Genomic DNA, 13,030 nt, shown 5'->3' on the forward strand with positions numbered 1-13,030 from the left:
CCGTCGGGACAAGCCCCCGAGAGTCGCGGCATGAATGCCGGCCCCGGCGACCGGGCGAGGATCGCCCAGGGCTGGCGGCCTCCCACGTCCGCCAGGTCGCGGGAGGCAGGGCGGTCACACATCCGCACGAGGAGGTGAACGCCCACCCCAGAACGCGGCGTCCCACAATGCGCGTTCTGGGATCGGACCCCGCCTCGACGGCTCGAAGGCTCCCGACAGCGAGCCGCCGAGGCGGGAGTTCTGCGCGCAGCCTGTCTGTCAGGCCGCGCCGGTCACCGTTGCCGGACCGTCAACCGAACCGGCCGGCTCGATTTCCGAGGGGTAGGTCGTCCACTCGATCCCGCCGTCCGGCCGCCGCAGGTAGATCCGCCCACCCACAGTGCCCATGTAGGCGCCGACAGCCCCACCATGGAGCAAGTCCCTGACCAGTTCGCCGAGTTCCGGACGGTAGTCCGGTCTGGCCAGCTCCGACTTCCTACGCGACATGATGCCGCTCCCTTCCGTAGTCATCTCGCTACCGGGATGCTTCACTCTGACGTACGGTCAGCCGTATCTTCAAGCTGCCGTCCTCGAAGGAAGGATCGCTAACAAACCATGAACCGCAAGGAACTTGATCCGGACGCCTCGCCAGCGGCCGCCTTCGGAGCGGCAGTTCGAGCGTTGAGGGAGGAAAGGGGCTGGACCCAGCAAGGGCTGGGTGAACGAACCGGCTTCTCTGCGGTCCACGTGTCGGCTGTTGAAACCGGCCGCAAGCCTCCAACTGAACGCTTCGCCAGAAGACTTGATGTTGCATTCGACACGGGAGAGCGCTTCGAACGGCTGTGGCGTCGTCTGACTCAGAACGTGCTGTTCGAGGGCTTCGCCGAGTACCTTCGCAGCGAGGTCAATGCCGTCACAGTGAGGCTCTTCGAGATCAACATCGTGCCCGGCGTGCTTCAGACCCCTGCCTACGCGCGCGCATATCAGGGTGCGCTGGTGAGGCGGGGCGTCTCGACGCAACAACAAGCCGACGAGCGAACCTCACTTCTGCTGCGACGCCAAGAGCGCGTCGCAGGGGCCCGAATCCATGCGGTGATAGACGAGGGGTGCCTGCGCAGGGCAGTCGGAAGCAGCCAGATCATGGCTGAGCAGTTGGAGCACTTGGAGTCCCTCGCGGCGAGACCGAGGATCACGATCCAGGTCACCCCGTTCAGCCTCGGGGAGGAGCGCCCGTTCGCTCACCCAATTACCTTGCTGACCATGTCGAACAGCGTCATGGTGGGATACGGCGAGACCCAGCGACGAGGCTTCCTCGAACGGGATCCGCACGTCATGGCGGAGTGGGCCGCTGAGTACGATCAACTCCAGGTCGAGGCGCTGCCCCGAGCTGCGAGCATCGCGTTCATTCGAGAGATCCGGAAGGGATTTGAGCATGGTTGATCTGAGCTGCGCCGTGTGGCGCAAGAGCTCATACAGCGCCCAGCAGGGGCAATGTGTGGAAGTGGCGAGCAGCATGCAGGGCCTTGTGCCTGTCCGAGACTCCAAAGATCCCCAGGGGCCCGCGCTGGTGTTCCCGGCGGAGAGCTTTGCAGCGTTCGTCGACGCCGTGCGAGCCGGCGAGTTCGACGTCGCCTGACAGCCCACGCCATCCTTTGACCCCGTCGTGCCCCCAGCGCGACGGGGCCGTTCTGTCTCTGGGCTGCCGCGCCTTGGCTGCGGCCGGTGGCGGGAAGCTTTACGCACCCGCCGCTGGCGGGGCCCGCGTCGGGCAAGACCGGGGGGCCACAGGACAGAATTGCGGTCAGGCCATGAGCCTGCCCTGTTTGCCGGGCCAGCGTACGGCCCCCCGGCCATGCCCGACCCCACCACCGGCAGGACCCCGCCCAAAGCTTCCCGCCACCTCGTGGGTTGCCCGCCGGCCCGGACCCGGGGGGTCCACGGGAGGGGTTCTGACCAGCGAAGCTATACCCCCATGGGGGTTTGGATCCAAGCATTCATGGGCAGATTATGCATAAGGGAAGTACCTGCCCAGGTAGTAGTCGTACATCCGGGCGGGGTGCGGGATCTCCGGATGGAGGTCGGCGGGGACGCCCGGCTCGCCCTGCTCCCACATCTCTTCGTAACTCACCACTGCCGCCCCGCCTCCGCCTCGGTGATCCGATGATCCGTCGGCGGACAGCGTAGGTGTTCGAGCGGACTCCCGTGTGCCGTTCGCCGGTTCACCCCCGGTTGGGCGGAATGGGACACCTGCCGCCATCGGGAGAACGGCCCCCGGCGGGCGGTCCCGGCGCTCCCGGCGGACGATGGGAGTGTCCGGGGCTCTGCCCAACCGAGGTGCCGCCGCCGTGGGGCGGCTACGGGAGGTCGCCATGGCCGTCGCCGAGATCGTTCCGGCCGACATCAGGGAGTGGCGGGGTCAGGCCGTCCTCGACCAGAAGGGGCACAAGATCGGCAAGCTGGAGTCCATCTACGTGGAGACCGCCAGCGACGAGCCGTACTTCGCCACCGTCACGGTCGGGCCGGCCGTCTCGGTCGGGCTGAACGTGAACAGCAAGCTGATCTTCGTCCCACTCGACGGGGCGGTGCTGGGCCCGGGGTACCTCAAGGTGGCGTTCGCGCGGGCGCTGGTCAAGGCGGCGCCGTCGATCGGCGTCGACGACGTGCTGCCCGCCGAGGCCGAGCCGGAGGTGTTCGCGCACTACGGCCTCGACTACGCCACCGGTACGGGCGGGGAACGGCGGCTGGCCCGCCGCTGAGCGCCCCGCCCACCCGGTCGCCCGCCCCCGCCGTCGACCGCCGGGGCAGTGATACCCCACGGGGTACACTGGACAGCCGGTAGTCGACAGCGGAAGGCGGTCCTGAGATGCAGGTGGACGAGGAAGCCGTCGGTGCGGTCCTGAACCGGCTCCGGCGTGCCCAGGGGCAGCTGGCCGGCGTGATCGCCATGATCGAGGCCGGCCGGGACTGCAAGGACGTGGTGACCCAGCTGGCCGCCGTCTCCCGGGCCCTCGACCGGGCCGGCTTCAAGATCGTGGCGAGCGGCATGCGCCAGTGCATGGCGGGCGCCGACGCCGACGCGCCGCCGATGAGCGAGGCTGAGCTGGAGAAGCTCTTCCTGGCCCTGGCCTGAGCCCGGGCTCCGGACTCCGTACCCCGGCGGGGGCGCGTGCCACTACGGCGCGCGCCCCCGCCGTTTGCGTGCCGCACCCCGCTCCGGGCCCGGCCGTGCCAGGCTCGTCCCTCCATGACTCTCGCCATCGCCCTGCTCACCCAGGACCTCCGCCTGCACGACAACCCCGTGCTGCACGCCGCCCGCGCCACCGCCGACGAGGTCGTCCCGCTCTTCGTCCTGGACCCGGACATCGCCGCCACCGGCTTCGCCGCGCCCAACCGCGCCGCCTTCCTCGCCGACTGCCTCACCGACCTGGACGCCTCGCTGCGCCCGCTCGGCGGCCGGCTGGTGCTGCGCCGCGGACCCGCCGCCCCGGCCACCGCCCGGCTCGCGGCCGAACTGCACGCCGCCTCGGTGCACGTAGCCGCCGGCGTGAGCGCCTTCGCCCAGCGCCGCGAACAGGCGCTGCGCGCCGCGCTCGGCGACCGCCTGCACGTCCACGACGGCTCGCTCACCGCCGTCGTCCCCGGCGCGGTGACCCCCGCGGGCAAGGACCACTACGCCGTCTTCACCCCGTACTTCCGCGCCTGGTCGCAGGCGCCCCGCCGGACCGTCCACCGCCCGCCGAGGAGCCTGCGGACCCCGGAGGGCATCGCGAGCGAGCCCGTCCCCACCGCGCGGCCGGACTCGCCCGCGCTCCCGCCGGGCGGCGAGCGGGCCGGCCGGCGGCTCTGGCGCAGCTACGAGCGCCACGACCTCGACCGCTACGCCGAACTGCACGACGACCTCGCGGCCGACGCCACCTCGCACCTCTCGCCGTACCTGCACTTCGGCTGCCTGTCCGCCGCCGAACTGGCGGCCGGGGCGCTGCGCCACGGCGGCGACGGCGCCGAGGCGTTCGTCCGCCAGCTGGTCTGGCGCGACTTCCACCACCAGGTGCTCGCCGCCCGCCCGCAGGCCGCCCGGCAGGCCTACCGCGACCGGGGCGACCACTGGCTGCCGGAGGACGACGAGGAGTGCGCGGCCTGGCGCGCCGGGCGTACCGGCTTCCCGCTGGTCGACGCCGGGATGCGCCAGCTCGCCCACGAGGGCTGGATGCACAACCGGGCCCGGCTGGTCACCGCCTCCTTCCTCACCAAGACCCTCTACCGGGACTGGCGGATCGGGGCGCGCCACTTCCTGCGGCTGCTGGTGGACGGGGACCTCGCCAACAACCAGCTCAACTGGCAGTGGGTGGCGGGCACCGGGACGGACACCCGGCCGAACCGGGTGCTCAACCCGCTGGCGCAGGCCGACCGGCTCGATCCGGACGGCGCCTACGTCCGGCGCTGGGTCCCGGAGCTGGCGCACGTCCCCGGGCGGGCGGTGCACCGGCCGTGGCTGCTGGACCGGCGCCCGGCCGGCTACCCGGACCCGCTGGTCGACCCGGCGGCGCTCTCGGACCGCCTGCGCGGCGCCCGCGGCCTGGACTGACCCACCGTCCGGGCGCCGCCCGTCCCACAGTTCCCGAACCGCCCGACGTTGCGTCACGCTTCGTTCACGTCCAGGTCGCCGGTCTTCGGATGAATGGGCCCGGCCCCGCAGTTGTACAGCCAACTGTCCATGGGGCTCACTCCTCCCAGCCTCCGTCAGCAGCCGTGGACGGCCCCGGTCCGATACCCCCCGACGGCCCGGCGCCCGAGCGGCGGACAGGACATCCGTGGCCACCGGCAACACCCTGACTCCCACCTGGTCGACCAGTCCCTTCGAGGGCGACCGCCTCACCTTCCACTGGACCACCGACGCCCCCGACCCCAAGAACTGGGTCGGCATCTACGACGGCGCCCGCCGGCCCGGCAACGGCGGCTCGCTGCTCTGGAAGTACACCCCGGGCACCGCCGGTGACGTCCAGCTCGACACCTCCGCGCTCACCGGCGGTCCCTACACCGCCTACCTGCTCGCCAAGGACGGCTACGGCATCCTCGCCACGAGCGAGCCCTTCGCCTTCCGCCCCAAGCCCGCCGTGGTCCGCCCGCACGCCGTCGTGGACGCCTTCACCGCCACCCCGGTGGCCCCGGGCGCGGCCGTCACCGTCAGGCTCGGCGGCCTCTGGTCGCGCCCCGCCGGCAACCCGGCCGGCAGCGCGGCCTTCCGCAAGGTCTCCGGCCCGGGCTGGCTGACGGTCGCCGCCGACGGCACCGTCACCGGCACCGCGCCGGCCGGCAAGGCGCCGCGCACCCCGGAGGTGCTGGTCGTCGGGGTCAAGGACGGCACCGGCGCCACCGACACCCTCACCGTGCTGCTCCCGGTCGCCGATCCGGCCGCCGCGCCGCGCCTCAAGGTGGCGAGCTGGAACCTCGCCGACGCGGGCGCCGCCTTCACCGACGCGGTCGAGAAGCAGTTGCGCATCGTGCTGGCCCAGGGCCTGGACGTGCTGGCGCTCCAGGAGACGGCGGGTACGGCCGCCAGGACCCTCGCCGACGCCCTCGGCTGGTACGCCCACCAGAGCACCGGCAGCGTCGGCATCGTCAGCCGCTACCCGCTGACCGCCGTCACCGCTCCGACGCCCGACCTGCCCGCCGCCGCGGCGACCGTCCAGCTGCCGGGCGGACGCGCCGTGCGCGTCTGGAGCGCGCACCTGGACGAGGCCGACTACGGCCCGTACGCCGCCCAGGACGGGTGCACCGGCGCCGGGATCACCGCCGCCGAGAACGCCTCCGTCCGCCTCCGGCAGGCCAGGGCGCTGGCCGCCGCTGTGCAGGCCGACGCCGCCGCGGGCGTGCCGGTGGTGCTGGCCGGCGGGTTGTCCTCGCCGTCCCACCTGGACTGGACGGCCGCCACCGCCGCCGCGCACAGCGGTATCGGCGCGCTCAACTGGCCGGTCACCGCGGTACTCCAGGCCGCCGGGCTCACCGACACCTACCGCGAGGAGAACCGGGACCCGGTCAGGGCGCCGGGCACCACCTGGTCGCCGGTCCGCAAGCAGCGCGCCGCCGGCAAGGCCGAGCCGCAGGACCGGATCGACTACGTGCTCTACCGCGGCCGGCTGAAGCTGGTCGAGGCGCACACCCTGGTCGCCGACTGGCCGGCCACCGCCGCAGACCCGGCCGCCCTCGCCGCCAACCAGTGGCCCTCCGACACCGCCGCCGCGGTCGCCACCTTCCAGCTCTGAAAGGCCAGTTCGCGATGTCCGACCTTTCCCGCCGCACCTTCGTCGGCGCCACCGCGGCCGCCGGCGCCGCCGCCCTGACCGGCCTGCCCGCCACCCCGGCCCAGGCCGCCGCCCCCGCTCCGGCCCCGGCCCGGCTCACCGGCACCATCAAGGACGTCCGGCACGTCGTGGTGCTGATGCAGGAGAACCGCAGCTTCGACCACTACTTCGGCACCCTCGGCGGTGTGCGCGGCTTCGGCGACAAGCAGGCGCTGCAGTTCCCCGACGGCACCGACGTGTTCCGCCAGCCCGACCCGCGCCGCAGCGACGGCAACGTGATGCTGCCGTACCGGATGGACACCTCGAAGTACAACGCGCAGAACGCCGGCGGCCTGCCGCACGACTGGGCCACCGGCCACCAGGCCATCAACAACGGCGCGATGAACAAGTGGATCGCCGCCAAGGGCGAGCGCACCATGGGCTACTTCACCCGCGAGGACATCCCCTACCAGTACGCACTGGCCGACGCGTTTACCCTCTGCGACGCCTACTTCACCTCGCTCGCCGGCCCGACCGACCCCAACCGGCTCTACCTGTGGACCGGTACCGCCGGCCCCGGCCGCGACGGCACCACCGGCCCCTGGATCGACAACACCCCCGTCACCGACAACCCCGTCGCCGACTGGACCACCTACGCCGAGCGCCTCCAGCAGGCCGGCGTCAGCTGGCGGGTCTACCACAACCCCAGCAAGGACGACCGCACCGGCGACTACGACGACAACGCGCTCTCCTACTTCAAGCAGTTCCACGACTTCCCCGAGGACGACCCGCGGTACGTCAACGCGATGACCAAGTTCGACCCGGCGGCCTTCGACGCGCACTGCAAGGACGGCACCCTGCCGACCGTCTCCTGGCTGGTCGCCCCCTACCTGTTCTCCGAGCACCCCGAGGCCGGCCCGGCGTACGGCGCGCACTGGGTCAACCAGGCCCTGCAGTCGCTGATGTCCAACCCGGACGTGTGGCGGCACACCGTCTTCCTGGTGATGTACGACGAGAACGACGGCTACTTCGACCACATGGTGCCGCCCACCCCCGAACTGGGCACGCCCGAGGAGTTCACCCAGGGCCGCGCCATCGGCCTGGGCAACCGGGTGCCGCTCTGGGTGATCTCGCCCTGGTCGCGCGGCGGCTGGGTCAACTCCCAGGTCTTCGACCACACCTCGGTGCTGCGCTTCATGGAGCAGGTGACCGGCGTCGCCGAGCCCAACATCTCCGCCTGGCGCCGCGCCGTCTGCGGTGACCTCACCAGCTGCTTCGACTTCGCGGCGCCGGACCACTCGATCCCGCAACTCCCCGACACCAACGCCCTGATGGCCAGGGCCGACGCCGGGACGAAGCTGCCGGGCGTGCAACTCCCCGCCGTCGGTGCCCAGTCGATGCCGGTCCAGGAACGCGGCGAGCGCCCGCACCGCCATCTGCCGTACCAGCCCTGGGCCGAGGCCGAGGTGGACCGGCGCACCGGCCGGGTCACCTGCACGATGAGCAACGACGGCGCCGTCGCCTTCCCGTACACCGTCTACCCGAACATCGCGTTGCCGTTCGCCGGCACGCCGTTCACGGTGGCGCCGGGCGCCTCGGCGACCTACGTCTGGGAGGCCGCGGCGACCAACGGCCGCTACGACTTCACCGTGCACGGCCCGGACGGCTTCGTCCGCCGCTTCGCGGGCACCGTGATCCGCGACGGCGCGGGAAGCGCGAGCGTCCCGGAGGGCCAGAACGACATCGGCATCCCGATCGTCACCGCCGACCTCTCCACGTCCGGCCGGCTCACCCTCCAGCTGGTCAACGACGGCATGACCGACGTCTGCTTCTCCGTAGCGCCGAACGACTTCGCGGGCACCGCGCAGACCGTCTGGGCGCGGCCCGGCAAGCAGACGAACCTCACCTGGCCGCTGGACAAGCAGGGCCGCTACGACGTGGTGGTCACCGCCGCCACCGGCCAGCGCTTCGCCCGCCGTTACGCGGGCTGGGTGCACTGAGCCACCGGTAGCGGCGGCCCGCGCCGCGGCCCGGGGGCGCCGAACCGGTGACCCCCGGCCGTGGCGCGCCCGCCCGGCCGGGGCCCGCCGCTACCGTCGGCTCCATGCAGCAGATCACCCCATGCCTCTGGTACGACGACCAGGCCGAGGAGGCCGCCCGCTTCTACACCTCGGTCTTCCCGAACTCACGGATCACCGGCGTCACCCACTACACCGAGGCGGGCCCCGGCACGCCCGGCACGGTGGTGACCGTCGCCTTCGAACTCGACGGCCGCCCCTTCGTCGCCCTCAACGGTGGCCCGGTCTTCCCGTTCACCGAGGCCGTCTCGCTCCAGGTGCACTGTGACGACCAGGCGGAGGTGGACCGGCTCTGGGCGGCGCTGCTGGAGGGCGGTGGCCAGGAGAGCCGGTGCGGCTGGCTCAAGGACCGCTGGGGCCTCTCCTGGCAGATCACCCCGCGCATCCTGATCGACCTGATCGCCGACCCGGACCGGGAGAAGGCCGCCCGGGTGACCCGGGCGATGCTGACCATGCGCAGGATCGACATCCGGCAGCTGCTCGACGCGGCCGAGGGGTGAGTACATGGCCGTCCCCGCCTACCGCCACATCTGCTACCTGCACGCCACCCCGCAACGGGTCTGGCACGCGCTCACCAACCCGGACGAGTCCGGCCTCTACTGGGGCCACCGCAACGTCTCCACCTGGCAGCCGGGCGCCCGCTGGGAGCACCGGCGCGCGGACGGCTCCGGCGTCGCCGACGCCTTCGGCACCGTGGAGGTGGCCGAGCGGCCGAACCGCCTGGTCACCACCTGGTCCGGCCCCGGGCAGCAGCGGCCGACCGGGCCCTCCCGGGTGACGTTCGAGCTGCGCTCCCACCGGGACCTCACCCGGCTGACCGTCACCCACGACAACTTGGCCGACGAGGCCGAGCGTGCCGACACCGAGGCGGGCTGGTCGGCGGTGCTGTCCAACCTGAAGACCTACCTGGAGACCGGCCACCCGCTCCCGCAGGACCCCTGGTCGATGCCCTGATCCGCCCGGCCCGTTCCGGCGTCCGCCTCAGCCCTGCCCGGCCCGCTTGCGCCGGCGCCGCGCCCGGCCGAACCCCGGACGGTCGCCGCGCACCCACCGGCGCAGCCGGCCGAGCCGGGAGAACCGCTCCCGGCTCGCCACCGACGCCCGGTCCAGCTCCTCCATCAGCCGCCGGGAGCGGTGCTCCAGGTCCAGCTCGTCGAGGATCCGGTCGACCTCGGTCAGCAGCGAGCCGAGCAGGTGCCAGGCGTCCGGGTCCGCCCGCACCTGCTCCAGCAGCAGCCGGGCGACGTTCTCCCGGCTCGCCCAGGCCGCGGCCAGTTCGGAGTTGAGCCGCTCCTCGGCCTCCTCGGCGTTCAGGCTGACCTGGGTGGTCACCAGCACGGCGAAGCTCACCAGCGCGCCGCCGACGTGCGCGAGCAGCTCCTCCATCGCCACCGCCAGCGCGGGGGCGACCAGCGGCTCGCCGGGCGCGCGGCGCTTGGCGAGGTCGGTCAGCGAGCGCGAGATGACCCGGATCACCACCACGCAGATCTCCAGGGTGTCCAGCCCGGTGCGCAGCACCAGCCGGGAGAGCAGCCCCTCGCTGATCCGGGGGTTGAACCGCAGGCTGTCCTCGGCCTGCCGCAGCGCCGCGTCGACGTCCGCGATCGCCTGGTCGAGCCGGCGGGCCTCGTGCAGCCGCTCGGCGGCGTCCGCGACCGGGGTGGGCCGGCCGAGCTGGTCGGAGAGGTCGAGCAGCAGGTGCCGGGCCCGGCGCGAGAGGTCCTCGATCGACTCGCCCGCGGTGTCCACCCAGACCGGTGGCGCGAAGACCAGGTTGAACAGCAGGCCGACGCCCGCGCCGATCATCGTCTCCAGCACCCGGTCCCAGGCCCGGGAGGTCACCTGGGTGACGCCGAGGATCAGCATCGCGCTGATCGCGACCTCCTGCACGAACTCGTCCACCCGGACGAACCGGCCGATCACCAGCGAGGCCAGGATGATCAGCCCGAGGCTCCACCAGGAGAGCCCGACCACCGTACTGAAGCCGATCGCGATCAGCACGCCGACCACCACCGAGTTCACCCGGCGGATGCTGGTGGTGAGCGTGGAGTAGACGGTGACCTGGACGACCAGCAGCGCGGTGAGCGGCGCGGTCAGCGGGGCGGGCTCGCTGCTGAGCCAGGTCGCCACCACGTAGGAGAGCGTGGCGGCGACGGTCGCCCGGGCGGTCTGCACGGCGAAGGGTTCGCGGGCGGCGCGCCGCACCAGTGCGGCGGCCCGGTCGGGCGCCAGGACCACGCGGCCCTCCTTCCCTACGGCTTGTCGCGGCGCCCCTCGCGCAGCAGCTTCCACGGTGCGAGCGCCGACTCCACCTGTACCCCGAGGCTCATCTTGGACGCGCCCTCGACCCGCTCCTCGAAGCGGATCGGCACCTCCTTGATGGTGAGCCCCTGCCGCACCACCCGGTGGTTCAGCTCGACCTGGAAGGAGTACCCGTTGCTCTGCACCGACGGCAGGTCGATCGCCCGCAGGGTCTGCGCGCGCCAGGCCTTGTAGCCGGCGGTGGCGTCCCGCACGCCGAGGCCGAGGATGGTGTTCACGTAGAGGTTGGCCCAGGCGGAGAGCGCCTTGCGGTGCCACGGCCACTCCTCGGCCGTCGATCCGCCCGGCACGTACCGGGAGCCGAGCACCACCGCGGTGTCGTCGGCCAGCAGGGTCGTCACCATCAGCGGCAGCACGGAGGCCGGGTGGGACAGGTCGGCGTCCATCTGCACGACCACGTCCGCGCCCTCCTCCAGGGCCCTGGTCATGCCGGCGACGTAGGCCCGGCCGAGGCCGTCCTTCTCGGTGCGGTGCAGCACCCGGATCCGGCCGCCGGACTCGGCGGCCAGCTTGTCGGCGACCTCGCCGGTGCCGTCGGGGGAGTTGTCGTCGACCACCAGCAGGTGCAGGTTCGGCAGGTCGAGGTCGGCCAGCAGTCCGGCGAGGACGGGAAGGTTCTCCCGCTCGTTGTAGGTGGGCACGACCACAACGACCTTCGGGGAGGCCTCGACCATCTTCTGTTCCCTCGCGAGTTCGGCGGCACCGCGGCCGGTCCGCGGTACGGCCGTGCGAGTCTAGCCGCGCCGTCGCGGACGCCGTCGCGCCGGACCGTCATCTGGTCCGGCGGGTGCTCCAGGCGGGGGCGACGACCGCGACCAGGGCGACGGCGAAGCCGAGCTGGAGCAGATGGCGGATCCAGTCGATCCCGGACGTGTTCCGCACGCCGATCCATCCGGAGACCGCGTTGCCCAGCCAGGCCCCGGCGGCGCCGAGCAGCATGGTCAGCCACCACGGAATGGACTGCGGGCCGCGCAGGATGAGCTTGGCGATCACGCCGAGCACGAAGCCGATGAGCAGAATCCACAGGAGCTGGAACATCGCATTCCACCTTTCGAGGCGCGTTCCCCCATGATCGCCCGAACCGTCCGGCACGGCACGTCCAGCGGGGGAGCGGGGTCGGTCGCGCCCCCGCCTGCCCCTTCCTGCCCGGCGTAATCCCGAAGAGAGGGCCTAACCGTCCGTTTCCCGCTCCTCACCCGCCTCGCCACTGAGCGCCGCCCCGGTGTCCGGATCGAAGACGTGCAACCGCTCGGTGTCGATCCATAGCTCCAGCGGGGCGCCCTCGGCCGCCCGGGTGGTGGTGCCGATCCGGGCGACCACCTCCCGGCCCGGCGCGCCCGCGCCCGCCTCCGCCTGCCGTGCGCCGATCTCCTCCAGGCCGCCGCCGGAGACCGCGTCGCCCTCCACGGTGAAGTGCGCGTAGACGTCGGAGCCGACCGATTCGAGCACCTCGACCCCGACGGTGACGGTCGTGCCGCCGGCCGGGTGCTCCAGCAGCGCGGCGTCCTCGAAGTACTCGGGGCGGATGCCGACCACCACCTCGCGCGGCGCGTTCGCGGCCGTCAGCCGCCGGCGCAGCCGGTCGCCCAGCGGCAGGTCGCCGAGCGCGGTGCGCAGCGCGTCCTCCTCCAGCCGGCCGTGCAGCAGGTTCATGCCGGGCGAGCCGATGAACCCGGCGACGAACAGGTTGGCCGGCCGGTCGTAGAGCCGCTGCGGCGGGCCGACCTGCTGGACCACGCCGGCCCGCAGCACCACCACCCGGTCGCCCAGCGTCATCGCCTCCACCTGGTCGTGGGTGACGTAGACGGTGGTGGTGCCCAGGCGCCGCTGCAGCCGGGAGATCTGGGTGCGCATCTGCACCCGCAGTTTGGCGTCCAGGTTGGACAGCGGCTCGTCCATCAGGAACGCCTTGGGGTCGCGGACGATCGCCCGGCCCATCGCGACGCGCTGGCGCTGCCCGCCGGAGAGGTTGGCGGGCCGGCGGTCCAGGTGCTCGGTGAGGTCGAGGATCCGGGCGGCCTCCTCCACCTTGGCGGCGATCACCGCCTTGTCGGTCTTCGCCAGGCGCAGCGCGAAGCCCATGTTCTGGCGGACCGTCATGTGCGGGTAGAGCGCGTAGCTCTGGAACACCATCGCGATGTCCCGGTCCTTGGGCGCCCGGTCGTTGACCACCTGCCCGCCGATCCGCAGGGTGCCGCCGGTGATGTCCTCCAGCCCCGCGATCATGTTCAGGGTGGTGGACTTCCCGCAGCCCGAGGGGCCGACCAGGATGACGAACTCACCGTCGGCGACGGTCAGATCGAGGTCGTGGACGGCCACCGAGCCGTCCGGGTAGCGCTTGCTGATGCCGTCGAGGACGATCTCCGCCAT

General features: G+C 72.5%; 15 protein-coding genes. 9 read left to right on the forward strand and 6 right to left on the reverse strand.

Going from position 1 to position 13,030, the window contains the following annotated elements; all coding sequences use genetic code 11:
- Positions 1–258 precede the first annotated feature (258 nt).
- Complete coding sequence (locus tag ACFVUH_RS25200; RefSeq protein WP_387915463.1) at positions 259–486, reverse strand: hypothetical protein; 228 nt, start codon at positions 484–486, stop codon at positions 259–261.
- A 108-nt stretch (positions 487–594) separates the two neighbouring features.
- Between ACFVUH_RS25200 and ACFVUH_RS25205 the strand changes: the two genes are divergently transcribed.
- Positions 595–1,419, forward strand: coding sequence for a helix-turn-helix domain-containing protein (locus ACFVUH_RS25205; RefSeq protein ID WP_387915464.1), 825 nt, complete (start codon positions 595–597; stop codon positions 1,417–1,419).
- Entirely contained in the window at positions 1,412–1,615 is a 204-nt protein-coding gene (locus ACFVUH_RS25210; protein WP_387915465.1) for a DUF397 domain-containing protein, read from the forward strand. The genes ACFVUH_RS25205 and ACFVUH_RS25210 overlap by 8 nt, the downstream gene beginning before the upstream one ends.
- 369 nt (positions 1,616–1,984) lie before the next feature.
- On the opposite strand, the gene ACFVUH_RS25215 is transcribed toward ACFVUH_RS25210, so the two are convergent.
- The gene (locus ACFVUH_RS25215; protein WP_387915466.1) at positions 1,985–2,107 is read right to left on the reverse strand and encodes a hypothetical protein; all 123 of its coding nucleotides are present in this window, start codon (positions 2,105–2,107) and stop codon (positions 1,985–1,987) included.
- 241 nt (positions 2,108–2,348) lie between these two features.
- On the opposite strand from ACFVUH_RS25215, the gene ACFVUH_RS25220 reads away from it, so the two are divergent.
- The 7 genes from ACFVUH_RS25220 (at position 2,349) to ACFVUH_RS25250 (ending at position 9,292) form a co-directional block, all read left to right on the forward strand.
- On the forward strand, positions 2,349–2,735 hold the full coding sequence (locus ACFVUH_RS25220; RefSeq protein WP_387915574.1) for a PRC-barrel domain-containing protein: 387 nt from the start codon (positions 2,349–2,351) through the stop codon (positions 2,733–2,735).
- Between the two features lie 107 nt (positions 2,736–2,842).
- Entirely contained in the window at positions 2,843–3,109 is a 267-nt protein-coding gene (locus ACFVUH_RS25225; RefSeq protein WP_355376282.1) for a metal-sensitive transcriptional regulator, read from the forward strand.
- Positions 3,110–3,223: 114 nt separating this feature from the next.
- Entirely contained in the window at positions 3,224–4,564 is a 1,341-nt protein-coding gene (locus ACFVUH_RS25230; protein ID WP_387915467.1) for a cryptochrome/photolyase family protein, read from the forward strand.
- Between the two features lie 226 nt (positions 4,565–4,790).
- A complete protein-coding gene (locus ACFVUH_RS25235) occupies positions 4,791–6,242 on the forward strand; it encodes an endonuclease/exonuclease/phosphatase family protein (RefSeq protein ID WP_387915468.1) in 1,452 nt (483 codons plus the stop codon).
- Between the two features lie 14 nt (positions 6,243–6,256).
- Positions 6,257–8,260 carry a phosphocholine-specific phospholipase C gene (locus tag ACFVUH_RS25240; protein ID WP_387915469.1) on the forward strand — a complete coding sequence of 668 codons (2,004 nt, stop codon included), beginning with the start codon at positions 6,257–6,259 and terminating at the stop codon, positions 8,258–8,260.
- Positions 8,261–8,364: 104 nt separating this feature from the next.
- Positions 8,365–8,838: a VOC family protein gene (locus tag ACFVUH_RS25245; RefSeq protein WP_355358976.1), complete on the forward strand. Its 474-nt coding sequence runs from the start codon at positions 8,365–8,367 to the stop codon at positions 8,836–8,838.
- Positions 8,839–8,842: 4 nt separating this feature from the next.
- Positions 8,843–9,292 (forward strand): SRPBCC domain-containing protein, encoded by a 450-nt coding sequence (locus ACFVUH_RS25250; protein WP_387915470.1) that lies wholly within the window; start codon positions 8,843–8,845, stop codon positions 9,290–9,292.
- Positions 9,293–9,319: 27 nt separating this feature from the next.
- On the opposite strand, the gene ACFVUH_RS25255 is transcribed toward ACFVUH_RS25250, so the two are convergent.
- The 4 genes from ACFVUH_RS25255 to ACFVUH_RS25270 all read right to left on the reverse strand — a co-directional run bounded on the left by ACFVUH_RS25255 (position 9,320) and on the right by ACFVUH_RS25270 (position 13,030).
- Positions 9,320–10,576, reverse strand: coding sequence for an aromatic acid exporter family protein (locus ACFVUH_RS25255; protein ID WP_387915471.1), 1,257 nt, complete (start codon positions 10,574–10,576; stop codon positions 9,320–9,322).
- A 14-nt stretch (positions 10,577–10,590) separates the two neighbouring features.
- Entirely contained in the window at positions 10,591–11,334 is a 744-nt protein-coding gene (locus ACFVUH_RS25260; protein WP_380683327.1) for a polyprenol monophosphomannose synthase, read from the reverse strand.
- A gap of 97 nt (positions 11,335–11,431) precedes the next feature.
- Positions 11,432–11,698: a GlsB/YeaQ/YmgE family stress response membrane protein gene (locus ACFVUH_RS25265; protein WP_355358985.1), complete on the reverse strand. Its 267-nt coding sequence runs from the start codon at positions 11,696–11,698 to the stop codon at positions 11,432–11,434.
- Between the two features lie 132 nt (positions 11,699–11,830).
- Positions 11,831–13,030, reverse strand: coding sequence for an ABC transporter ATP-binding protein (locus ACFVUH_RS25270; RefSeq protein ID WP_387915472.1), 1,200 nt, complete (start codon positions 13,028–13,030; stop codon positions 11,831–11,833).

This window comes from Kitasatospora sp. NPDC058032, assembly GCF_042885845.1.
GTDB lineage: Bacteria > Actinomycetota > Actinomycetes > Streptomycetales > Streptomycetaceae > Kitasatospora.

Bases quoted from the DNA above. Each gene is read 5' to 3' on its own strand.
- ACFVUH_RS25220 (WP_387915574.1), top strand. From the start codon at position 2,349: ATGGCCGTCGCCGAGATCGTTCCGGCCGACATCAGGGAGTGGCGGGGT.
- ACFVUH_RS25250 (WP_387915470.1), top strand. From the start codon at position 8,843: ATGGCCGTCCCCGCCTACCGCCACATCTGCTACCTGCACGCCACCCCG.
- ACFVUH_RS25260 (WP_380683327.1), bottom strand. From the start codon at position 11,334: ATGGTCGAGGCCTCCCCGAAGGTCGTTGTGGTCGTGCCCACCTACAAC.
- ACFVUH_RS25200 (WP_387915463.1), bottom strand. From the start codon at position 486: ATGTCGCGTAGGAAGTCGGAGCTGGCCAGACCGGACTACCGTCCGGAA.
- ACFVUH_RS25240 (WP_387915469.1), top strand. From the start codon at position 6,257: ATGTCCGACCTTTCCCGCCGCACCTTCGTCGGCGCCACCGCGGCCGCC.
- ACFVUH_RS25230 (WP_387915467.1), top strand. From the start codon at position 3,224: ATGACTCTCGCCATCGCCCTGCTCACCCAGGACCTCCGCCTGCACGAC.
- ACFVUH_RS25245 (WP_355358976.1), top strand. From the start codon at position 8,365: ATGCAGCAGATCACCCCATGCCTCTGGTACGACGACCAGGCCGAGGAG.
- ACFVUH_RS25205 (WP_387915464.1), top strand. From the start codon at position 595: ATGAACCGCAAGGAACTTGATCCGGACGCCTCGCCAGCGGCCGCCTTC.
- ACFVUH_RS25265 (WP_355358985.1), bottom strand. From the start codon at position 11,698: ATGTTCCAGCTCCTGTGGATTCTGCTCATCGGCTTCGTGCTCGGCGTG.
- ACFVUH_RS25270 (WP_387915472.1), bottom strand. From the start codon at position 13,030: ATGGCGGAGATCGTCCTCGACGGCATCAGCAAGCGCTACCCGGACGGC.
- ACFVUH_RS25210 (WP_387915465.1), top strand. From the start codon at position 1,412: ATGGTTGATCTGAGCTGCGCCGTGTGGCGCAAGAGCTCATACAGCGCC.
- ACFVUH_RS25225 (WP_355376282.1), top strand. From the start codon at position 2,843: ATGCAGGTGGACGAGGAAGCCGTCGGTGCGGTCCTGAACCGGCTCCGG.